Here is a 21,089-nt window from a genome sequence, read left to right as displayed (position 1 = left end):
GCAAGCCGAATACTCCCGACGACGCCGGAGCGATCTCACGTGGCGGAATACATCTACACGATGCGCAAGGTGCGCAAGGCGCACGGAGACAAGGTCATCCTTGACGACGTGACGCTCAGCTTCCTCCCCGGGGCGAAGATCGGCGTCGTGGGCCCCAACGGCGCGGGCAAGTCCACCGTGCTGAAGATGATGGCCGGCCTGGAGCACCCCTCCAACGGCGACGCCTTCCTCTCGCCCGGTTTCACCGTCGGCATGCTGCTCCAGGAGCCGCCGCTCGACGAGACCAAGACCGTCCTGGAGAACGTCGAGGACGGCGTCAAGGAGATCAAGGGGAAGCTCAACCGCTTCAACGAGATCGCCGAGCTGATGGCGACCGACTACTCGGACGCCCTGCTGGACGAGATGGGCAAGCTCCAGGAGGACCTGGACCACGCCAACGCGTGGGACCTGGAGGCCCAGCTGGAGCAGGCCATGGACGCCCTGGGCTGCCCGCCCGGCGACTGGCCGGTCACCAAGCTCTCCGGTGGCGAGAAGCGCCGCGTGGCGCTCTGCAAGCTGCTGCTGGAGTCCCCCGACCTGCTGCTGCTCGACGAGCCCACCAACCACCTGGACGCCGAGTCGGTGAACTGGCTGGAGCAGCACCTGGCCAAGTACCCCGGCACCGTCGTCGCCGTCACCCACGACCGGTACTTCCTGGACAACGTGGCCGGCTGGATCCTGGAGCTCGACCGCGGCCGCGCCATCGGCTACGAGGGCAACTACTCCACCTACCTGGAGTCCAAGCAGTCCCGCCTCAAGGTCGAGGGCCAGAAGGACGCCAAGCGCGCCAAGCGGCTCCGCGAGGAGCTGGAGTGGGTCCGCTCCAACGCCAAGGGCCGCCAGGCGAAGTCCAAGGCCCGTCTGGCCCGCTACGAGGAGATGGCGGCCGAGGCGGACAAGATGCGGAAGCTGGACTTCGAGGAGATCCAGATCCCGCCGGGCCCGCGTCTGGGCAGCATCGTCATCGAGGTGGAGAACCTCTCCAAGGCCTTCGGCGAGAAGATCCTGATCGACGACCTCAGCTTCACCCTGCCGCGCAACGGCATCGTCGGCATCATCGGCCCCAACGGCGCCGGCAAGACCACGCTGTTCAAGATGCTCCAGGACATGGAGACCCCGGACTCCGGCGTGGTCAAGGTCGGCGAGACCGTCAAGATCAGCTACGTCGACCAGAGCCGCGCCAACATCGACCCGAAGAAGACCCTCTGGGAGGTCGTCTCCGACGGTCTGGACTGGATCAACGTCGGCCAGGTCGAGATGCCGTCCCGCGCCTACGTGTCGGCCTTCGGCTTCAAGGGCCCGGACCAGCAGAAGCCGGCCGGCGTGCTCTCCGGCGGTGAGCGCAACCGCCTGAACCTGGCGCTCACCCTCAAGCAGGGCGGCAACCTGCTGCTCCTCGACGAGCCCACCAACGACCTCGACGTCGAGACGCTCTCCTCGCTGGAGAACGCCCTGCTGGAGTTCCCCGGCTGCGCCGTGGTCATCTCCCACGACCGCTGGTTCCTGGACCGGGTGGCCACCCACATCCTCGCCTACGAGGGCGAGAGCAAGTGGTTCTGGTTCGAGGGCAACTTCGAGTCGTACGAGAAGAACAAGATCGAGCGGCTCGGCGCCGACGCGGCCCGCCCGCACCGGGCCACGTACAAGAAGCTGACCCGCGGCTGACACCCAGCCGTCACGGCGGCCCGGCAGACTGCCCCTCGGGGCGGCCTGCCGGCCGCCGGCCCGCCGCCACCGCACGGCGGCGGGCGACCGGACGTCGAGGAGAACACCTGTGGCCCGCCACATCTACGCCTGCCCGCTGCGCTGGTCCGACATGGACGCGTTCGGCCACGTCAACAACGTGGTCTTCCTGCGCTACCTGGAGGAGGCCCGGATCGACTTCATGTTCACCCAGGCCGCCGAGGCCGGGGCGGGGGAGTTCGCGGGCGGCTCGGTGGTGGCCCGCCACGAGATCGACTACAAGCGCCCGCTGGTGCACCGGCCGGAGCCGGTCACCGTCGAGACCAGGGTGACCCGCATCGGCGGCGCCTCGCTGACCGTGTCCTACGAGATCAAGGACGTCGCCGAGGACGGCACCGAGACGGTGTACGTCCAGGCGTCCACCGTGGTCGTGCCCTACGACCTGGCGGAGGGCCGGCCGCGCCGGATCTCGCCCGTGGAGCGGGAGTTCCTGTCCCGCTTCATGGACGAGGAGCCCGCCGTAGTCGCCGCCTGAGCACCCACCTCCGACGATTCGAGCTGACCCGCGTTGACCATCACCGCCCGCCTCGCCCTCACCGACGCCGGGGAGGCCGCCGACCTCTCCGCGTTCCTGCTGCGCCTGCTGCGCTTCGACAAGGCGGCGGCCGTCCGGTTGCAGGCGGTGGCCCCGGCCGGGGAGGACGGCGTGCTGGCGGTCTTCGGCCGGCTGCCGCTGGGCGGTTCGGGCGCGCTGGCGATCCGCACCGCCCGGCTGACCGGGCCGGCCGAGCCGACCGATCTGACGGTCTCGGCGGGCCAGCTGCTGGACGGCGTGGACGCCGGGACGGGTGCCGTCGAGCTGCCCGCCCCGGTGACCGGACCGGCCTGGGCCGGGCTGCTGCCGCCGCGCACCGGCTGGCGGCCGGTCGGGGCGCCGCCGGCGGCCGAGGTGTACCCGGAACTGATGGCCGGGGTGCGGGAGTTCCGTGAGCGCAGCGAGGCGGTCCCGGCGCACCACCGCGGCCGTGCGGTGCTGGACGCGCTGGCCGACGAGATCTGGTCCCGCCCGGTCTCCGTGCTGCCGGAGCTGCCGCTGCGGGCGGTGCACGCGGCGTACGTGATCGGCTTCCTGAAGCCCGGGGCCCCGCTCACCGTGCACCGGGCGGGCGGCTGGCTGCGGCTGAGCGCCCCGGCCGGTTCGGTGGCGGTCCGGACGGCGGCCGCGCCCGGCGCGGGGCTGGGGCTCAGCGCGCTCCGGTGACCCGGCCCGGGGCTCAGCCCGATCCGGTGACCGGGCCCGGCCCGGGGCTCAGCCCGGGGTGTTGATCATCGAGGCGGCGGCGTAGGTGAGGTAGTCCCAGAGCTGCTGCTCGGCCTCGGCCGGCAGGGCCAGGTCGTCCACGGCGGCCCGCATGTTCCTGAGCCAGGCGTCGTGCGCGGCGCGGTCGACCTTGAACGGCACGTGCCGCATCCGCAGCCGGGGGTGGCCGCGCTGCTCGCTGTAGGTGCGCGGGCCGCCCCAGTACTGCATCAGGAACAGGGCCATCCGCTCCTCGGCCGGGCCGAGGTCCTCCTCGGGGTACATCGGCCGGAGCAACTCGTCCTCGGCGACGCCCTGGTAGAACCGGTGGACCAGTCGCCGGAAGGTCGGTTCGCCGCCGACCTGGTCGAAGAAGGTCTCCTCGCTGAACGTTCCTCGCCGGATCTCTTTCACCCGACCATGGTCGCAGACGCCGACGGGGTCGTACACCGGGACCAAAGGCGTACGACCCCGCAGGGCGTGTGTCGGGGCTCAGGCGACCGGGGCGGCGGTCACACGTCCTCCCACTTGAACAGCTTCCAGGCGACGCCGGTCAGCACGGCCGCGAAGAGCAGCAGCCCGCCCATGGTGGGCAGGGCGTCCATGACGCCGCCGCCGCGGGTCAGCACCGACTGGGCGGCCGTCACCAGGTAGCGCAGCGGCATGACCTTGGAGATGGTCTCCAGCCAGCCGGGCGCGCTGTCCAGCGGGATGAACGCGCCGGACAGGAAGGACATCGGCAGCACGATGATCTGCGAGATGCCGTTGGCCGCCTCCTCGGTCTTGGCGACCGAACCGGCCAGCAGGCCGATCGACATGAAGGCGAGCGTCGCGCAGGCCACCAGCGGGATGACCAGCCACCAGTTGCCGGTGAGCTTGAGCCCGAAGAAGTTGGTGGCGACCGTCAGGAAGACGGTGGTCTGGAGGAGCGAGGTCAGCAGCGAGACCAGGATCCTGGAGCTGATGACCGTGCCCGCACTCACCGGGGCCAGCCGCAGCCGGCGCAGCACCTTGCTCTTGCGCCACCCGACCAGGGTCAGCGCGGCACCGAACACCGCGCCGGTGGCGACGGCCCAGCCGAGCAGGCCGGGGGTGAGGAACTGGATCGGCTTGAGCGACTGGTCCTCGACCTGCTGGGCGTCCAGCACGTAGGCCGGCTTCTGGCCGGTGGCGGCCTGGTTGGCGCTCTGGACCACCGAGTTGACGATGCCCTGGAGCGCGCCGGCGCGGACCGTGTCGGCGGCGCTGAAGCGCAGCTCGACCTTGCCGTCCGGGCCCTGCTCGATCATCGCGTCGAAGTCGCCCTTGCGGACCTTCTCCAGTGTGGCGGCCGCGTCGTCGGTCCTGGTGATGGTGAGGACCTTGTCCAGGTCGACCCGGCCCTCGCCCTGGATCGAGTCGAACAGCTTCACCGCGCCGACCTGCGCCACCTTGGCGTGCGGGCTGCCGGAGCCCTTGCCCACGGTGCCGAAGAACACCAGGAACACCAGCGGGAAGAGCAGGATGAAGAAGGTCGCGGTGCGGTCGCGCTTCATGCCGAGCAGCATCGCGCGGGACAGGCTCCAGAACGCGCTGACCCGCTCCCGCTCGGCGTTCGCGCCGCCGCTCGACCCGTCGCGCCGGGCGGGGGTCTTCGGCTCGGTGGACGTGCTGGCGGTCATGCGCGGTACTCCCGTCCGGTCAGCTGGAGGAAGACGTCCTCCAGGGTGGCGCCGCGCACTTCGAGGCCGCGCAGCGCGTTCTGCTCGGCCAGGACGCTCAGGACCGGGCCCGGGAGACGGGTGGAGACGGAGAGCGAGACGCTGTCGTCCTCCAGGGCGGCGACGTCGGCGCCGGCCGCGGTGAGCAGGTCACGGGCGCGCTCGACGGACAGCTGGCCGGACGCGACGCTGATCCGGACGGTGTCGTCGATCTCGCGGATCAGCGTCGCCGGGGCGCCGGTGTGCAGGATCTTCCCGTGGTCCATGATCGAGACCCGGTCGCAGAGGACCTCGGCCTCGTCCAGGTAGTGGGTGGTCAGGACGACCGTGCGGCCCTCGCCGTTGATGTCCCGCAGGAGGTCCCAGAGGTTGCGCCGGGCCTGCGGGTCGAGGCCGGTGGTGGGCTCGTCCAGGAAGACGATCTCCGGGTCGTGGGCCAGCGCGCAGGCGATCGACAGGCGCTGCGCCTGACCGCCCGACATCTGGTCGGTCATGACGTCGGCCTTGTCGGTCAGGCCGACCCGCTCCAGCATCGCGTCGGCCCGCTTGGGGCCGACCCCGTAGAACGACGCGAAGGTGCGGATGGTCTCCCGGGCCGTCAGTTTCCGGAAGAAGGCGGATGCCTGGAACTGCACGCCGATGCGCGGCAGCAGTTTCGGATTGCGCGGCCAGGGCGCCAGCCCCAGCAGCTCGACCCGGCCCTCGTCCGGCTTGCGGACGCCTTCCAGGATCTCCATCGTGGTGGTCTTCCCGGCGCCGTTGGGGCCCAGGATTCCATAGAATTCGCCGGCCTCGACGGTGAGGGACACCCCGTCGACGGCCTGCACGTCCCCGTACCGCTGACGGATTCCGTCGGCGGATATAGCTGCAGTCATGTGGCCTGAGCCTAGGGCTTGCGAAGGTCCCTGTGCACGTCGGTGGCGACGAATTTGTGGATCGTTTGAGGAATCGGGAACAAGCCGGGCCGGGCGGAAGTTGAATTCCGCCCGGCCCGGCCGGAGTTATTGCCGACGGCCTTTCAGGCGCGGTGCACCGTGATCGTCGTCCAGGCTCCGATGTGGATCCGGTCGCCGTCGTTCAGCGGCACGGCGGTGTGCGGGGCGATCGGCTCCGCGCCGCCGTTCACGGTGGTGCCGTTGGTCGAGTCCTGGTCCACCAGGACCCAGCTGCCGTCCGCCTGTTCGGCGAGCATCGCGTGCTGGTGCGAGGCGCCCGGGTCCTCCGGCGGCACCGACAGGTCGATCTCCGGCACGGTGCCGCGGTGCTGGCTGCGCCGCCCGATCCGCAGCTGGCCGCGGCCGGTCAGCGGGATGCGCCGCTCGGGGCAGTACGGCGGGAAGAACAGGCCGGCCGCCTCGGGGCCGCTGCGGGCCATCATCTCGGTGAAGTACTCGCGGTCGGCCGAGACCACCGCGATCCAGTTGGCCCGGAGCGGCTCCGCGGGGGCGGCCGCCGGCTGCGGCTGCTGGGGTTGCTGCGGCGGCTGCTGCTGATGCGGCGGGGCGAGGTGGAACGAGGTGCCGAAGTCGCCGCCGCGGTTGTTCGGGCCGGGGGGCTCGGCGTACACCGGGCCGGAGTCCTCGCGGACGGGGGCCTCGGGGAACGCGCCCTCCGGCGTGGGCCCCTCCTGCCCGTTGGCGGGCGGGGAGGGAGGGTAGCCGTAGGTGTGCGCGGGCGCGGGGGCCTGCTGCGGGTGCTGGGTGTGCTGCGGCTGCGGCTGCTGCGGGAGGGGCGGTTGGCCGTACGGCGGTTGGCCGTACGGCGGCTGGGCGGCCGGCGCGCCGCCGTACGCCGCCGGGATGTTCAGCGGCGGCTGGCGGCGCGAGGGGGTGGAGAGCTCGTAGTCGTACCCGCACTCCTCGCAGAACCGTCCGGTCTGCGGGCTGCGGCAGATCGGGCAGACCGTCAGGCCCTCGGTCAGGTTGGGGTGGCCCTGGGCCGGTGGCGGCGGCATCGCGCCGGGCTGCGGCGGAACGCTCCCCGGCGGCATCGGCGGAGGCGACAGCGGCGCGCCGTAGGGCGTGCCGCGGTGGTCCGGGTGCTTGGACTGCTCGAACGAGTCGGGTGCCTCGGGCGAGGCGGGTGCCCCGGGCACCGGGTGGGAGCCGTACGCCCCCGGGTGGGCCCCGTGGGCCCCGTGGGCTCCCGGGTGGGCTCCGGGCGGCGTAGGGGCCGGCGGAGTCATCGGGAAGCCGCAGAAGTCGCACCAGTCCTCGGCCTGCGACTCGTGGCCCCTCGGGCAGATCGGCATCAGTTCCCCCTCACATCGAGCCGGCTTGGGGCGGCGTCGCACCGGGTCGTCGGCCCGGTCACGTCTTCAGCGGTCACTTCTTCACACGCACCGTCTTGGTCGACCGGGTCTCAAGGGTCATCGAGTCGGCCTCGCTCACGTTCTTACGGAACCGAACCGTACCCTCCTTCGGGTCCACCACGTCCACCACCTTCTGCAGCAGTTTGTAGGTGCCCTCGTTGCCGGTCGCGTGCGCGATCCGGACGGCGGCGCCCAGCTTGGACGTGGCGGTGTCGACGTCCCCGGCCCGGTGGGCCTCCAGGCCCTCCTGGATGGAGGAGGCCAGCTCGGCCTGCCCGGTGTAGTGGGCGACCTGCGGGCTGATCCGGGTGGAGGAGGCCAGGTCGTCGGTCCACACCGCCTTGACCAGGCCCTGGGAGAGCACCTCGGGGGTGCCGCTGCCGACCTGCGGGGGCAGCACCAGGCTGATCCGGGCGGCGAGCATCTCGTTGCCGATGGAGGCGGCCGGGACCTCGACGCAGACGTGGTAGTCGCGGCTCTCGTCGCCCCAGGAGCCGGTGGGGTAGTCGCCGGCCCGGGGGCCGGCCTCGGCGCGCCGGGCGGTGAGGTCCTCGACCGCGGGGGCGACCTGCTTGACGAACTTGACCGCGGCGTTGGCCGGGGTCCAGATCCGCAGCGCGACGTCGGCGACCTGCTTGCCCATGGCGCCGGCCATCATCGAGCGGAAGTCCTCGGCCAGGCCGGAGGGTTCGGCGACGATGTCGACGGTGCCGAGCAGCGCCGAGGAGATCTTGCGCAGCTCGTCGATCCGCCAGTCGGTGCCGACGCCGCGGCAGTCGGCGGTGAAGTGTCCGGTGACCCGCTCGATGGCGCGTTCCAGGTCGACCGCCGACTCGTGCTCGTTGTTGCCGTCGGTGAGCAGGACGGCGTGCCGGATGGCGATGTCGCGGCGGGTCAGGAAGAGCTTGTCGGCCTTGGCCAGCCAGGTGCCCATCGCGGTGCCGCCGGCGGCGGTGAGGCGGCGCAGGGACTCCTTGGCGTGGCCGCGGGTGGTGGCGGAGGCGGTGGCGAGGGTGCCGTCGCCGGGGTAGATGTCGCGGGCCTCGTGGGTGCCGGCGACCACGGCGAAGGCGGTGCCGTCGCGCAGCGCGTCGATGGCGGCGGCGGTGGCCTCGCGGGCGCCGTTGATCTTGGTCTTGGGGTAGTCCATCGAGCCCGAGCAGTCCACCAGGATCACCACGGCCGCGGCGGTGTCGGCGCTCTGCGGGCCGCCCGCGTCGGCGATGCCGAGCGGGCGGCCGCCGGAGGTGCCGCCGCCGGTCGCGGTGACCGTGACGATGGCGTTGACCTCGCGGGCGCCGTCGGCAAGGTACTCGTTCTGGAAGATCTCCACGTCGAACCTGGGCAGGTTCGGCTTCGCCAGTGTTGCCATGGGCCGGTGGCTCCCGTCGGAAGGGTCGTCGGTACGGATCGGTCGGTGGGGGCCGGCCGCGTCGGGGGCGGGCCGGCGGACCGGGTGACCGCCGGGGTCGGCCCCGGGCGGGCGGCGTCCGGTCAGGCCGTCGGCGGGTGCGGCGGCTGCGGGGGGACGGTGGGTGCGGCGGGAGCGGTGGGCGGTGCGGGGGACGCCGGCGGGGCGGCGGGGGGCAGCGGGGCGGCGGGGGAGCCGATCACCGGGAGGTCCGGCAGGGTCGGCTCGTAGTCCTCGTCCTCCTCGGCGGCGCGCCTGGCACCCGCCGCGGTGATCAGCGGCAGGTCGAGCGCGGTGGCGGTCCGGGGGTCGTCCTCGTCCTCGCCCTGGTCCTCGGCATCGACATCGGCACCGACGCCCGCGGCCGGCGGGTCGATCGGCAGGACGGCGACGGTGATGTTGTCGTGGCCGCCGGCGGCGATCGCGAACTTCACCAGGGTCTGTGCCGCCGCGAGCGGTTCGGTGCGGGCGTCCGGCCGGACGAAGTACGCCAGGTCGGTGGCGGCCTCGGCGTAGTTCCACAGCCCGTCGGTGCAGATCAGCAGCACCCCGGGGACGTGCGGCGTGAAGTCGAGGGTGTGCGGGACGACCTCCTCGGCGTCGGCGCCGAGCCACCCGGTGATCGCGTGGGCGCGCGGGTCGGCGTACGCCTCGGCCTCGCTCATCAGCCCGGCCTCGACCATCCGGGCCGCCCAGGAGTCGTCCTGGGTGAGCCGGAAGGGCTCGGCGCCGGCGCGGTCGTCCGGGATCCAGTAGGCGCGGGTGTCGCCGACCCAGCCGATGGTGATCCGGCCGCCGGAGGCTATGGCGCTGACGTAGGTGCAGGCGGGCGCGTTGAGGTCGGGCCGGGCGGGCCCGGGGCCGGCCTGGGCGAGGTCGGCGACGGCCCCGGCGGCGTCGGCGATGGCCTGGCGCATGGCGGCGGTGGGTTCGCGGCCCGCCTCCAGGGCGCTCAGCAGCGACTCGGAGGCGGCGTCGACGGCGGTCTCGGAGGCCTCGTCCGGCCGGTCGGAGGAGGAGACGCCGTCGCAGACCACGGCGACCACGACCGGCTCGCCGCCGGGCAGCGAGGTGGCGGCGATGGTGAAGGAGTCCTCGTTGCGGTGGTGGCGCACGCCGCGGTCGCTGACCCCGGCGACGCCCGCGAGGGACTTCTCCATGTGGTCGCGCGGGCGCGGCTGGGCGCCGCCGCACGCCTCGCAGTAGCCGTCCGCGGTGACCTGCGGCAGCCCGCAGTGCGCGCAGACCGGCCCGTGCTGGGGCGGGACGCCCTCGGCCCGGCCGGTGGCCCAGTTCGCGGGCATCGCGCCCGGGGCGGTCCGGCCGTCCCGGCTGGCGCCGCAGGCGCCGCAGTAGGCGTCCTCCGGCTCCAGCGGTTCGGAACAGCTCGGGCACACGGTCTGCTGCGGCATCGGCTACACCCACGTCCTGGGGCGGGCGCGGTTGGCCCGCTCCACCATCTCGATCCTGGTCTCGGCCCGGTCGGCCAACCGGGCGAGTACCCGGTAGGACTGTTCCAGGGCGAAGCGCAGTTCCCGCTCCACCGCAGGTCGTCCCAGCACCGTGGTGCCGCCGCCCTGCTGGGCGCCGGTCGAGCCCGCGGTGACCCAGCCGAGGGCGGCGCCGAGCAGTTCGACGGCCAGTTCCTCGCGGCGGCGGTCGTCCAGGCGCAGCGCGGTCAGCTGGTCGGAGCTGGCGCCGAGGTCGGCGGCGAGCGGGTCGGTGGCGGGCCGTTCGCGCAGCCGGGCGCGGACGGCCGCGATCCGGGCGGCGGTGTACTGGTTGGAGGTGGCCGGGACGGACTCCAGGACGCGGACGGCACCGGGCCGGTCGTCCTCGGCCAGCCGGACCCGGGCGAGCCCGAAGGCGGCGCTGAGGTAGGCCGGGTCGGTGGTCCAGACCAGTCGGTAGAACTCGGCGGCGTCGCCGCCGTCGCCGAGGAGCTCGGCGCAGATGGCGAGGGCCAGCTTGGGGGCGGCCTCGCCGGGGAAGGCGTCGTAGACCGCGTCGAAGGCCTCGGCGGCGGCGCGCAGCCCGGCCTCGTCGGGCGAGGCCGGGCCGTCCGGCCCGTGCGCGGCGCCGACGAGGGCGATCGAGCTGCCAGGGCCGTCCGGGCCGTCCGGGCCGTGCGCGGCGCCGACCAGGGCGACCAGGCCGCGGTACCAGACGACCCGCCAGTCGTCCGGGTACTCCCGCTCCAGGGCGTCGAGGGCCTCCTCGGCGGCGGCGCGGCGGCCGAGTTCGAGGTGGGCGCGCAGTTCGCGCAGCCGCCGTTCGATGGAGAGGGCGGGCGCGCCGGCCAGGGCGGCGAGCGCCTCCTCGGGGTCGGTGGCGAGCAGGGTGGCGAGGAAGCCGGCGTTGGGGTCGCCGGGGTCGACGCGCGGGACGGGCAGCGCCAGGGCGGCGGCGGCCGGGTCGAGGGCGGTCACCAGGAGCTGTCCGGGCTGCTCGGTGGGCATGACCAACTCGGTGTCCACGACGCGTAGTTCGGGGCCGAAGAGGGTGGACAGGGCGGGCCGGGCCCGGCCGTCCTGGAGGGCGAGGATCTCGCGCAGCACGCCGGTGAGCTGGTCGGCCATCTCGTCGGCGGAGGAGAACCGGCGGGCCGGGTCCGGGTCGGTGGCGCGGACCAGGAAGCGGTAGTACGACTCGTAGCGGGCGAAGACCTCGACGTCCTCGGGGCCGGGCAGGGTGTCCCGGTAGGTGGTGCTGTAGCCCTGGAAATCGAAGGTGAGCACCGCGAGGGTGCGGGCCACGGTGTAGAGGTCGGAGGCGGGGGAGGGGCCGTGGGTGGCGATCTCCGGGGCCTGGTAGCCGACGGTGCCGTAGATCGGGCCGTCGTGGTCGAGGCGGCAGACGGCGCCCATGTCGATGATCTTGAGCGCGTCGCCGCTCTGGATCACGTTGTCGATCTTGAAGTCGCAGTAGATCAGGCCCCGGCTGTGCAGGTACCCGAGCGCGGGCAGTGCCTCCAGCGCGTACGCGATCGCCTGCTCGACGGGCAGCGGCTCGCGCCGGCCGTCCGGGGTGCGGCGGTCGTTGGCGATGTCCTTGAGCGACTTGCCGCCGACGTACTCCATCACGATGTAGCCGTCGGTGGAGCCGGAGCCGAGGTCCAGGTGCTCGGCGAAGTTGATGATCCGGACGATGTTCGGGTGGTCCACCTCGGCCAGGAAGCGGCGCTCGGCGACGGCCACGGCGAGCGCGTCCTCGTCCCCGGTGTCCAGCAGGCCCTTCAGGACCACCCACTTGTCGTTGACCCGCCGGTCGATCGCCAGGTAGATCCAGCCGAGGCCGCCGTGCGCCAGGCAGCCCACCACCTCGTACTGCCCGCCGACCAGGTCGCCGCGGCGCAGCTTGGGCGTGAACGAGTACGGCGTGCCGCACTTGGTGCAGAAGCCGTCCGGGCGGCCCGGCCGGCCGTTCTTCTCCCGGCCCACCGGGGTCTCGCACTTGGAGCAGAACCGCTTGCGCTCCGGGACCTCCGGGTTCTCCAGCACCGCCAGCGACGGATCGGCCGTCTCGACGGTCGGCACCGTCACCAGGCCGGCGCCCAGCCGGTTGCGGGTGCCCGCGCTGACGCTGCCGCGGGTGCTGCGCACCGAGACCGAGCGGCTGCTGCCGGTGCGGGTCGAGCGGTGCGAGCGGGAGCGGCCGGACATCGAGCGGGCCGAGCCGGTGCGGGTCGAGCGGATCGAGCCGCTGCGCGCCGAGTCGGTGGAGAGCCGGGAGGACGGGACGTAGGGCTGGGTGACGCCGGTGTCGCCGCCGGGCGGGGTGAGGCCGCACTCGTCGCAGTAGCCGTCGGCGTCGATGGTGCCGGAGCAGTCCCTCGGGCAGGGCGCGCCGGGGCCGGCGGCCGGCGCCCCGGTGGCCTTGGAGGCCCCGGAAGCCCCGGAAGCCTTGGAGGACACCGCGGCCGGGGCGAGCCCGCACTCGTCGCAGTAGCCGTCCGCGTCGATCCTGCCGTTGCCGGAGCACTCCGGCCGTACGCACGTCCCGCCCATCAACCTCAGCCCCCCTGGACCTGTCCGTCGACCGGCGTCTGGCCGGTCGTCTCCTGTGCGGCCTCGGCCTGCGCCGGCCGCAGCGACTGCTGGAAGCGGGCCACCGCGGCGGCCGCCGCCCGCAGGTCGCAGGGCGCGCTCCACAGCAGCCAGCGCGCCTTCTCGTACCGCTCGATCACTTCAGGGTCCTCGGAGACCCGCAGCCGGGCGGCCATCGCCTTGTACGCGTCCAGCCGGCCGCGCAGTTCGGCGCGGACGGCCAGCGGCTGGGTCACCTCGGTGAGCGACTGCCGGGCCCGGGCCAGCTCCTTGGCGGCGGCGTCCTCCAGCGTGTCCAGCAGCGGCGCCAGCCGGCCCCACTGCCCGCCCTGGCGCAACTCCAGTGCCGTCACGATCCGTTCGCGCAGCGCCGAGGTCGGCCCGGGCACCGCCGGGACGTCGCTGGAGGCTATCTTCGCCAGCACCTCGCCGCGCGCCCGGCGGGCCTCGGCCAGGGTGGCGTCGGCCCGCTGGAGCAGGTCGCCGACGCCCTGGAGGCGCTCCTCGGCGTCGTCGCGCAGCCGCAGCAGGTTCTCCAGTTCCAGCCGGACGCCGTCCAGCGCCCGCCCGGCCCGGTCGAACCGCTCGGTGTCCACCACCCCGGCGGGGGTGGCGAAGGCGCCGCCCTCCGGCACGGTGCCGCGCTGGGCGGGCACCCGGGCCGGGCGCCACAGCGCCAGCGGGTCCTCGCGCACCTCGGCGCGCAGCCCGGTGAGGTCGGCGTCCAGCCCGGCCAGGTCGTCGGCGAGCGGGTGGCCGCCGGCCCGCACGCCGAGCGAGGCGGCGAGGTTGCCCACCCGGTGGAGTTCGGCCAGCAGCAGGTCGATCCGGGCCGGCAGCGCCGACCAGACCGCGTCGGCGGCGCTGACCACCTCCAGCACGGTGGCGTACCAGGAGTTCATCCGGGTCATCAGCGTGTCCAGGCTGATCCGCTCGACCAGCCGGGCGGGCGCGCCGAGCAGCTGCGGGCCGTCCGGCAGCGCGCCGCCGGGGACGGTCACCGCGTCGCCGGTGAGCAGTTCGCTCAGCTCGGCGAGTTCGGGCGCGCCGGGCTTGGCCTTGCGGGCCCGTACCGCGCGCGCCGAGGCCAGTGCCTCCGCGTAGCGGTCGAACAGCGCCCAGAGCAGCGGCAGGCCCTTCCCGGCGACGGACCAGCGCTCCAACGTGCGCCCGGCCAGTTCGGCGCCGTCGAGCAGTCGCAGGCCCGGATGGTCCTGGAGGGCGAGCAGCGCCGACTCGACCGCGTCCCGCTCCGCGCCGAGGCGCGCCAGCGCGCGGTCCACCTCCTCCCGGCTCAGTACCGGGCCAGCCGAAGCCGCCAACGCCGTGTCCTTCCTTCCTCGCGTGCGATCCCGACGTACCTGACGTGCGATCCCACGACATCCCCCGTGCCCACCACCGGTCTCCCCGTGGTGATCGTCCCGAACCCTAGCCGGTGGCCGTTCGGGCGGAGCGGGCGGTGGGCGTCAAGACCGCGTCAACGGCCTGCTGACGCCCGTGCGCCGCCCGGTGCGTCAGCGGGCCGGCCAGTACAGGCCGGGGTCCTTGGAGTTCTCGGGCAGGTAGGGCTGGACCCACTGCTCGAACGACTTCTGCCAGCCCTTGTCCTTGTCCGCGTAGTAGTCGGAGATCACCTGGTTGACCCGGGCGGTGAGGTCGGTGCTGTTCTGGCGCATCGCGACACCGATCGTCTCCGGCTGTTCGAAGCCGTCCACCACCTTCACCGTCTGGTCCTGCGCGGCCTGGCCGACCGCCAGTTCGTCGTCGGTCATGGTGGCGTCGACCTTGCCGAGCTGCATGCGGACCAGGCAGTCGAGCTGGTTGGTCACCAGGACGAGCTGCTTGGCGCTCTTCTTCGCGTTCAGCACGTCCTTGGCCACCGAGCCGTCCGCGGCGCAGACCGTCCTGCCGCTGATCGCCTCGTCGAGGTTCCTGGCCGTGGACGACCGGGGCACCAGGACCCGCTGCTTGATGTTGAAGTACGACCGGGAGAAGGCGACCTTCTTCAGGTTGGCGCAGCTGATCGTCATGGTGCGGACGATCAGGTCGACCTGGTTGCCCGTGAGGGCGTCGACCCGGCCGGCGGTCGACACCGGCTTGAGCACCACCTTGGCCGGGTCGCCCATGACGGCCGCGCCGATCGCCCTCGCGAGGTCGATGTCGAAGCCTTCGAGCTCACCGGTGTTCGGGTTGCGGGCGCCCCAGCGGTAGCTGTTCTGGTCCACGCCGATGATCAGGGTGCCCTTGGCCTTGATGGCCTTCACCGCCGGGCCGTCCACGGTGCTCGGCGGCACGGTGCTGGTCAGGTCGCAGGACTCGGCCTGGTCCTGCCCGGCCTGTTCCTGCCCGGTCGACCGGACGGCCTGCGGTGCGCCCGTGGCGGACGCGGGCGCGGCGCCGGACGGCCCGCCCCCGCCGAGCACGGCCGCGCCGGCGGCCAGCAGCGCCAGCACGACGGCCGACCTGGTGCCTGCGGTTCTCCTGCGCATGTGTCCGTTCCCCCTCTACCGGTACTCGGCCAGTCGGCGGCCCAGGCCGCGCAGCGCGGCGGCCGCGGCCACCACGCCGAGCAGCGCGGCCGCGAGGGCGGCGAGCCGGAGGTCGCCCTCGGTGCCCCTGGCGGAGCGCTCGAAGTGGTCCTGTTCGGTGGTGGCGGCCTGGTCGAGCGCCTTGTCGGTGGCCTTGAAGGCGCCGTCCGCGGTGTTCGCCTCGGCGGCCGGGTCCGCCGTCACGGTCGCCTGCAGCGCGCCCTGGTAGTCGGCCTGCTGGGTCTCCAGGGCGTGCGCCGCGTCGTGCCGGGTGCGCCACGTCCCGTACTGCCGGTCGGCCTCGCCGATCTGCTGCCGGGCGTCCGCGGGGGCCAGGTCGAGGGCCTGGCGCAGCGAGCCGGAGTGCTGCTCCATCGGGACGTTCGCGGGCTCGCCCCCGGCGAGCTGCCGGGTGATCGTCGTCCACTGGTCCGCGTACGCGGTGGTGGAGCCGCGGGCGACGAGGTTCAGGTTCTCCGCCAGCCGGGCGGAAAGCACCTGCACCCGGGCGGTGTTGAGGGCCCGCAGCGGCTGCGCGCCCTGCTTCCAGCTCTGCTGGAGCGCGGCGTTGGTGGTCAGGCCGGTGACGGCCAGCCAGAGCGCCCCGGCCAGGACGGCGGCGGTGGCCCCGAGCAGGCCGGGGTTGAACACCCGATTGGTGCGGCGGAACAGCGTCAGCTGCACCCAGACCAGCGCGCCGAGGGTGAGCACCCCCAGGCCGTACGCGGCCCACGGGCTGGACTTCGCCTCGGCGTAGTCCTTGTCCAGCTCGTCGTTCTCGATGGCGGTCAGCTCGGCGGCGCGCGGCAGCAGGGTGCCCTGCATCTGCTCGGAGGCGTACCGCAGGTAGGCGCCGCCGAGCGGCAGGCCCAGCCGGTTGTTCGCCCGCGCGGTCTCCACCAGGCCGGCGTAGACGGGGAGTTGCTTGCTCAGCTCGGTGAGCTTCTGGTACGCGGGGGAGCCGATGGTGGTCTGCGCGGCGGCCTTGGTGATCAGGTCGGTGGCCGAGGCCAGATCGTCCTCGTAGTCGCCGCGCACGGTCTTCGTCTCCGCCCCGGCGAGCAGGAAGCCGGTGGCCGCAGTGGTGTCGGCGCGGGCCAGCAGGCGGTGGATGTCGGCCGCGTCCTTGCTCAGCGGCTGGCTGTGTTGGACCACCCGGTCGGCGGCCTCCGCCTTGCTCTCCAACTGCCAGGCGGTCAGCGCGCCGAAGGCCACGGTCAGCACCGCGAGCACCGCCCCGGCCAGTCGCAGCCGGCCCGGCGCCGTCCGGGTGGCGTTCGCCAGCCGGGCCCGCAGGCCGGACAGGCCGCGCGGCGCGGGCCCGGCCGACGGCCGCCGGGCCGGCGCGGCGCCGGGTCCGGACGCCGGGACGCCCCGGACGCCCGGCACGGCCGGCGCCGTGCCCGGCGGGCCGCTCGGCCGTGCCGGGACCACGGCGCCCGGTGCGCCGTTACCTACTGGTGTTGCCACCCGCCTCATCCTCCCCAGGGGTCGGGCCCGCTGTCCGGGGCCCGGCCGATGCCAGCAGTATGGCCGTGACTCCCCGTGGCCACACCCGAATTGCGCCGATCTTGAGCTTGCCCCGCGCGTGCCGCGCACGGGTCCCGCACGCCTCCGGGGCCCCGCCGCCCGGCGGCCGGCGGTGAACCGTCCGACGCGGGATGCACCCTATGCGGTTCCTCGGACAGGCCGGAACGGCGAGGTCCGGTTGCCGCGTCGGCGCGCGGGGAGCCGAGGACGGACCCCAAGGCCGGCGGCGGGGGCGGTCCCGCCGTGACGCCACCGGCCCCGGCTCGGTCGGTGCACCCGGTTTCGGCGGACACCCTCCGTACGATGGGCGGCATGCGCCTGCTTGGAACGATCACGCCCGACCGCCCGCTGCTCGTCGTCGCCGTGCGCGAGGAAGCCGCCCACCTCGACGACCGGCTGCCCGTCCTGCTCACCGGAATAGGGAAGATCAACGCCACCGCCGCGCTGGCCACCGTCCTCGCCCAGGGCGAGAAGCCGTCCGAGGTGATCAACCTCGGCACGGCCGGCGCGCTGCGCCCCGGCTGGGAGGGCACCCACCACGTCGTCCAGGTCATCCAGCACGACCTCGACACCCCGGCCCTGCTGGCGCTCACCGGCCGCAGCTACGGCGCCCCGCTGGTGGTCGGCAAGGGCGACGGGCCGGTGCTGGCCACCGGCGACCTCTTCGTCTCCGACCCGGCGGCCCGCGACCGGCTCGCCGAGCACGCCGACCTGGTCGACATGGAGGGCTACGCCGTCGCCGCCGTCGCCCACCGCTTCGGGGTGCCGGTGCGCCTGGTCAAGCACGTCAGCGACGAGGCCGGCGAGGGCGCGAGCCACACCTGGCGCGAGTCGGTCGACGCCTGCGCCCGCCACCTCGCCGACTGGGCCGTCGCGCAGGGCTGGTGACGGCGCGTCCCGGGGACGCGCGGCGCCGACCGGCGCGGGCGGGTGAGAGGGCGGTCGGCCTCCCTCTCGCCCGCCGCGTTCAGTCGCGGAACCTCGCCCGCCAGGTTCAGCCGCGGAATCTCGCCCGCCAGGTTCAGCCGCGGACCGTCGCCCGCCGCGTTCAGCCGCGGAACGCCGAGAGGTCCAGCGCCGCCAGCCGCTCCGGATCGGTGAGCACCTCGATCGCCGCGATCGCGCCGTCCACCACGGTGAACGCCATGACCGACAGCGGACGCCCGCCCTCCCCGATCGCCACCGCGCCCGCGGCGCCGTTGACCAGCGCCGGGCGGGCGAACGGCGACAGCCCGCCCCACAGCACCGGCTGGTCGGCCACGGCGGCCGCGCCCGCCAGCACCACCGGGTGCCCGGACCGCACCGCGCCGCCGTCCGAGCGCAGCACCACGCCCGGGGCGAGCACGGCCACCAGCGCGCCCAGGTCGCCGGCGCGGGCGGCCGCGAAGAAGCCGTCCACGGCGGCCCGCTGACGGCCCGGGTCCGGGTCGGGCGCCGGTGCCTGGTCCTGAACCCGGCGGCGGGCCCGGTCGGCCAGCTGGCGGGTCGCGGCCGCCGTCCGCTCGATCAGCGGGGCGATCTCGGCGAACGGCACCGCGAACAGGTCGTGCAGCACGAAGGCGACCCGCTCGGCCGGGGCCAGCGACTCCAGTACCACCATCAGCGCCAGGCCCACCGAGTCCCCGAGCAGCACCTCCTGCCCGGGGTCGGCCACCCCCTCGCGCCGCAGCAGCGGGTCCGGGATGCGCGTCGGGCCCGGCTCACCCGCCTCGGCCTCCGGCGGCTCCTCGCGGCGCAGCTCCCGGCCGCGCAGCAGGTTGAGGCAGACCCGCGAGACCACCGTGGTCAGCCAGCCGGGGAGGTTCTGCACGTCGGAGGCGTCGGTGCGGTCGTAGCGCAGCCAGGCCTCGTGGACGGCGTCCTCGGCCTCGCTCACCGAGCCGAGCATCCGGTACGCCACGGCCCGCAGCCGGGGCCGCTGCGCCTCGAACAGTGCGGCCCGCTCGTCCGGAGGTAATTTCTCGTCCACCGTGTCACATTCCTTCGCCGCTGGGGGTCAGAGCAACAGGAGCCACCCAACAACGGCTGCGCCGTGGAGATCAACTCCCCACCCGGGGCGAGTCGGAGGCGAGGGCTGGCGAACACCCCCGATCTGCTGCCGTCGTGGGTGTCACCGCCGAGTTCTAGGCTGGCCGCCATGCCGACGACCCCGCTGCTCGACGCGATCCGCGCCAACCCCGCCGCCCTCGACTACCTGGCCTGGCCGGGCGACCTCAGCCTCGACCACTACCCGCACGTCGAGGAGGTGGTGCTCGCCTCCGGGGAGGCCCTGGAGCCGGTGGCCAAGGACGGCGCGGGCGGCACCTTCTTCCTGTGCGGGGAGGGCGGCGAGGAGCGTCCCGTCCTGTACGCCGACTCGGAGGGCGGCGCGGCGGTGCTGGCCGTCGGGCTGCCGGAGCTGGTCCGGCTGCTGCTGGCCGTGCCGTGGTGGCGGGACTGCCCGCGGCTGACGGTGGAGGAGAGCGCGGAGGCCGCGGAGGAGTACCTGGAGGACGAGCCCGGCCTGTACGCGGAGCGGGACGCGGCCGCCGCCGCGCTCGGCCTCGAAGTCCCGGGCGTGGCGGCGGCGTTGGCCCGGCTGCGGGAGGTCGCGGTCGGACTCGGGCCCGCGTACGTCCTGCTCAACGCCGAGGAGGGCGGCGCGTACGAGCCGTTGTTCCGGGCCTGAGCGGGTGGTCGTGCGGGTGGTCGTGCGGGCGGGTGGCATCAGCTCTCCGGCCCCGGGCATACATGAAGGGTTGTCCGGCATCGGGTCGTGACGGCGGGAGACCGGCCCCGGATCCGACCGGGGGCGGCACGAGGAAAGAGGCGATCGTGGGCGAACTGGACGGCAGGACGGCACTGGTGACGGGCGGCTCGCGCGGGATCGGGCGGGCGGTGGCACAGCGGCTCGCCGCCGACGGGGCGCTGGTCGCGGTCCACTACGGCGGCAACGAGGCGGCCGCCGCGGAGACCGTGGAGCTGATCGCCAAGGCCGGCGGCCGGGCGTTCGCGGTGCGGGCCCGGTTCGGCGAGAGCGGCGCGCTGGACCAGCTGTTCGAGGGCCTCGCCGCCGGGCTGGCGGAGCACGGCGAGCCCGGTGGGGACGGCGGGGCCGGCCTGGACATCCTGGTCAACAACGCGGGCATCCACCTGGCCGGGGCGATCGGGCAGCTCACGGAGGAGGAGTTCGACCGGTTGATGGCGATCAACGTGCGCACGCCGATCTTCGTGATCCAGCGGGCGATTCCGCTGCTGCGGGACGGCGGGCGGATCGTCAACGTGGCCTCGGCGGCCACCCGGATCGGCTCCCCGGTGCAGATCGGCTACACCGTCAGCAAGACGGCGCTGGTGGCCCTCGCCGCACCGCTCGCCAACGAGCTCGGCCGGCGCGGGATCACCGTGAACACCGTCAACCCCGGGGTGATCCTGACCGACATGACGTCCCAGTGGACGGGCGTCCCCGAGGCGATGGCCGGGCTCGAATCGATCACCGCACTCGGCCGGATCGGCCAGCCGGAGGACGTTGCGGACGTGGTGGGCTTCCTGGCGGGCCCGCAGGGCCGCTGGGTGACCGGCCAGACCATCGACGCCTCCGGCGGCACCTTCCTCGGTCCGATCCCGCCCGCGTGATCCCTCGGGGTGTCGAAAGGTCGGCGGGGTGGCAGCCCTCAGCGCCGCCACCCCGTTCGCTTCTCGGCACGGAAGGTGGGGTTCATTGAGCCAAACCCCACCTTGGGGTAATGCGTTGAGTTAGCGTCAGAACGCCGACGGGGGCTGAAGGGCCAGATCGAGGACGGACGCCCAGTGCTCGTTCGGTGCGGTGACGATCACGTAGCCCTCCTGACCGGGGAGGCGGGGGATCAGGGCGCTGCGGCAGCCGTGGCTGTGGTGGATCTCGACGGGGACGGGCTCGCCGTCCAGGCGGATCTCGCCGGCGCTGATGGATTCGGGGTCGAGCGGGCCCAGGTGGTGGCGCGGGTCGATGCGGCCGGAGTTGCCGAGGAAGTTGAAGAGCTGCGATCCGGGGGTGGTCAGGGACTTCACCCGGAAGCCGTCGGGGACGGGCCGGGAGGTCTGGACGATCGCGATGAACTCGCGTTTCAGGTGGTAGTTCAGATCGACGTGGCAGAGGTAGCCGTCGCTGCCCATCCGCCCGAGAAGGACGAACCACTCGGGCGGCGCGTCGCGCAGGACGGCGATCCGCCCGCCCCACTCCTCGGCGGTCTCACGGTCGGTGGGGATGTGGAACTTGCGCGGCTCGCCACTGCGGAACACGGGGATCCCCCAACTAATCGGTGAAAAAAGGCTGTTGAGTCACCAGTAGACCGCGACATGCCCGCGCGCGAGTGAATTCCCGCCCGGCGCCCGCCCGGGCCCTGCGATGGGATGACGGATGTCCCCCTGTTGTCCCGCCGGCTTCGGGCCGGCCGCCGAGTGCGGAGCCGCTCGACCGGGGCGGTCGTCCCGTCCGCCGCGTTCCTCCGATCCCGTTGTCGACCTTCACGTAGGGTGCGATCAAGCGGTCCCCAAGCCGGGCTTCAGAAGCGGATCTTGGAGGC

The 21,089-nt window shown here is 73.8% G+C and carries 18 protein-coding genes; 6 read left to right on the top strand and 12 right to left on the bottom strand.

Features of this window, described 5'->3' with window-relative positions; all coding sequences use genetic code 11:
• Positions 1-39 precede the first annotated feature (39 nt).
• The 3 genes from ettA (at position 40) to AB0O19_RS09045 (ending at position 2,983) form a co-directional block, all read left to right on the top strand.
• The gene (gene ettA / locus AB0O19_RS09055; RefSeq protein ID WP_079135893.1) at positions 40-1,704 is read left to right on the top strand and encodes an energy-dependent translational throttle protein EttA; all 1,665 of its coding nucleotides are present in this window, start codon (positions 40-42) and stop codon (positions 1,702-1,704) included.
• Positions 1,705-1,813: 109 nt separating this feature from the next.
• Positions 1,814-2,257 carry a thioesterase family protein gene (locus tag AB0O19_RS09050; protein WP_063349408.1) on the top strand — a complete coding sequence of 148 codons (444 nt, stop codon included), beginning with the start codon at positions 1,814-1,816 and terminating at the stop codon, positions 2,255-2,257.
• A gap of 33 nt (positions 2,258-2,290) precedes the next feature.
• Positions 2,291-2,983 carry a hypothetical protein gene (locus AB0O19_RS09045; RefSeq protein ID WP_363588613.1) on the top strand — a complete coding sequence of 231 codons (693 nt, stop codon included), beginning with the start codon at positions 2,291-2,293 and terminating at the stop codon, positions 2,981-2,983.
• Positions 2,984-3,031: 48 nt separating this feature from the next.
• Here the strand turns inward: AB0O19_RS09045 and AB0O19_RS09040 are convergent, their stop codons facing one another.
• From AB0O19_RS09040 to AB0O19_RS08995, 10 genes are all read right to left on the bottom strand, one after another.
• The gene (locus AB0O19_RS09040; protein WP_363618818.1) at positions 3,032-3,436 is read right to left on the bottom strand and encodes a globin; all 405 of its coding nucleotides are present in this window, start codon (positions 3,434-3,436) and stop codon (positions 3,032-3,034) included.
• Between the two features lie 98 nt (positions 3,437-3,534).
• Positions 3,535-4,683 (bottom strand): ABC transporter permease, encoded by a 1,149-nt coding sequence (locus tag AB0O19_RS09035; protein ID WP_363618817.1) that lies wholly within the window; start codon positions 4,681-4,683, stop codon positions 3,535-3,537.
• Positions 4,680-5,597, bottom strand: a complete 918-nt coding sequence (locus tag AB0O19_RS09030) for an ABC transporter ATP-binding protein (protein ID WP_363618816.1) — start codon at positions 5,595-5,597, stop codon at positions 4,680-4,682. The genes AB0O19_RS09035 and AB0O19_RS09030 overlap by 4 nt, the downstream gene beginning before the upstream one ends.
• A 143-nt stretch (positions 5,598-5,740) precedes the next feature.
• Entirely contained in the window at positions 5,741-6,973 is a 1,233-nt protein-coding gene (locus tag AB0O19_RS09025) for an FHA domain-containing protein (protein ID WP_363618815.1), read from the bottom strand.
• Between the two features lie 73 nt (positions 6,974-7,046).
• Positions 7,047-8,405 (bottom strand): VWA domain-containing protein, encoded by a 1,359-nt coding sequence (locus AB0O19_RS09020; protein WP_063349411.1) that lies wholly within the window; start codon positions 8,403-8,405, stop codon positions 7,047-7,049.
• A gap of 122 nt (positions 8,406-8,527) precedes the next feature.
• Positions 8,528-9,856 (bottom strand): protein phosphatase 2C domain-containing protein, encoded by a 1,329-nt coding sequence (locus AB0O19_RS09015; RefSeq protein ID WP_363618814.1) that lies wholly within the window; start codon positions 9,854-9,856, stop codon positions 8,528-8,530.
• Between the two features lie 3 nt (positions 9,857-9,859).
• The gene (locus AB0O19_RS09010; protein ID WP_363618813.1) at positions 9,860-12,451 is read right to left on the bottom strand and encodes a tetratricopeptide repeat protein; all 2,592 of its coding nucleotides are present in this window, start codon (positions 12,449-12,451) and stop codon (positions 9,860-9,862) included.
• A 5-nt stretch (positions 12,452-12,456) separates the two neighbouring features.
• Entirely contained in the window at positions 12,457-13,812 is a 1,356-nt protein-coding gene (locus AB0O19_RS09005) for a hypothetical protein (protein ID WP_363618812.1), read from the bottom strand.
• Positions 13,813-14,004: 192 nt separating this feature from the next.
• Positions 14,005-14,979, bottom strand: a complete 975-nt coding sequence (locus tag AB0O19_RS09000) for a transporter substrate-binding domain-containing protein (RefSeq protein ID WP_363618811.1) — start codon at positions 14,977-14,979, stop codon at positions 14,005-14,007.
• Positions 14,980-14,994: 15 nt separating this feature from the next.
• Positions 14,995-16,488 (bottom strand): hypothetical protein, encoded by a 1,494-nt coding sequence (locus AB0O19_RS08995; RefSeq protein WP_363618810.1) that lies wholly within the window; start codon positions 16,486-16,488, stop codon positions 14,995-14,997.
• A 372-nt stretch (positions 16,489-16,860) separates the two neighbouring features.
• Here AB0O19_RS08995 and AB0O19_RS08990 point away from each other — a divergent pair, with 372 nt between their 5' ends.
• The gene (locus tag AB0O19_RS08990; protein ID WP_363618809.1) at positions 16,861-17,436 is read left to right on the top strand and encodes a nucleosidase; all 576 of its coding nucleotides are present in this window, start codon (positions 16,861-16,863) and stop codon (positions 17,434-17,436) included.
• 160 nt (positions 17,437-17,596) lie between these two features.
• On the opposite strand, the gene AB0O19_RS08985 is transcribed toward AB0O19_RS08990, so the two are convergent.
• Entirely contained in the window at positions 17,597-18,517 is a 921-nt protein-coding gene (locus AB0O19_RS08985) for a sigma-70 family RNA polymerase sigma factor (protein ID WP_363618808.1), read from the bottom strand.
• 168 nt (positions 18,518-18,685) lie between these two features.
• Between AB0O19_RS08985 and AB0O19_RS08980 the strand changes: the two genes are divergently transcribed.
• Both AB0O19_RS08980 and AB0O19_RS08975 read left to right on the top strand, forming a co-directional pair.
• Positions 18,686-19,216, top strand: a complete 531-nt coding sequence (locus AB0O19_RS08980; protein ID WP_363618807.1) for a hypothetical protein — start codon at positions 18,686-18,688, stop codon at positions 19,214-19,216.
• A 146-nt stretch (positions 19,217-19,362) separates the two neighbouring features.
• Positions 19,363-20,160: an SDR family oxidoreductase gene (locus AB0O19_RS08975; protein ID WP_363618806.1), complete on the top strand. Its 798-nt coding sequence runs from the start codon at positions 19,363-19,365 to the stop codon at positions 20,158-20,160.
• Positions 20,161-20,286: 126 nt separating this feature from the next.
• Here AB0O19_RS08975 and AB0O19_RS08970 read toward each other — a convergent pair whose 3' ends face one another.
• A complete protein-coding gene (locus AB0O19_RS08970; RefSeq protein WP_363618805.1) occupies positions 20,287-20,805 on the bottom strand; it encodes a hypothetical protein in 519 nt (172 codons plus the stop codon).
• Positions 20,806-21,089: the final 284 nt, after the last annotated feature.

The sequence above is a fragment of the Kitasatospora sp. NPDC091276 genome (genome assembly GCF_040684355.1).
In the GTDB taxonomy this organism is placed as follows: domain Bacteria; phylum Actinomycetota; class Actinomycetes; order Streptomycetales; family Streptomycetaceae; genus Kitasatospora.
The sequence above is the reverse complement of the archived record's forward strand: the minus strand, read 5'-3'. Positions and strand labels throughout refer to the sequence as shown.

What these genes read in the sequence shown, in the direction of transcription:
- AB0O19_RS08980 (WP_363618807.1), top strand. Translation starts at nt 18,686, where the DNA reads ATGCCGACGACCCCGCTGCTCGACGCGATCCGCGCCAACCCCGCCGCC.
- AB0O19_RS09030 (WP_363618816.1), bottom strand. Translation starts at nt 5,597, where the DNA reads ATGACTGCAGCTATATCCGCCGACGGAATCCGTCAGCGGTACGGGGAC.
- AB0O19_RS08990 (WP_363618809.1), top strand. Translation starts at nt 16,861, where the DNA reads ATGCGCCTGCTTGGAACGATCACGCCCGACCGCCCGCTGCTCGTCGTC.
- AB0O19_RS09010 (WP_363618813.1), bottom strand. Translation starts at nt 12,451, where the DNA reads ATGGGCGGGACGTGCGTACGGCCGGAGTGCTCCGGCAACGGCAGGATC.
- AB0O19_RS09000 (WP_363618811.1), bottom strand. Translation starts at nt 14,979, where the DNA reads ATGCGCAGGAGAACCGCAGGCACCAGGTCGGCCGTCGTGCTGGCGCTG.
- AB0O19_RS09035 (WP_363618817.1), bottom strand. Translation starts at nt 4,683, where the DNA reads ATGACCGCCAGCACGTCCACCGAGCCGAAGACCCCCGCCCGGCGCGAC.
- AB0O19_RS09015 (WP_363618814.1), bottom strand. Translation starts at nt 9,856, where the DNA reads ATGCCGCAGCAGACCGTGTGCCCGAGCTGTTCCGAACCGCTGGAGCCG.
- AB0O19_RS09025 (WP_363618815.1), bottom strand. Translation starts at nt 6,973, where the DNA reads ATGCCGATCTGCCCGAGGGGCCACGAGTCGCAGGCCGAGGACTGGTGC.
- AB0O19_RS09020 (WP_063349411.1), bottom strand. Translation starts at nt 8,405, where the DNA reads ATGGCAACACTGGCGAAGCCGAACCTGCCCAGGTTCGACGTGGAGATC.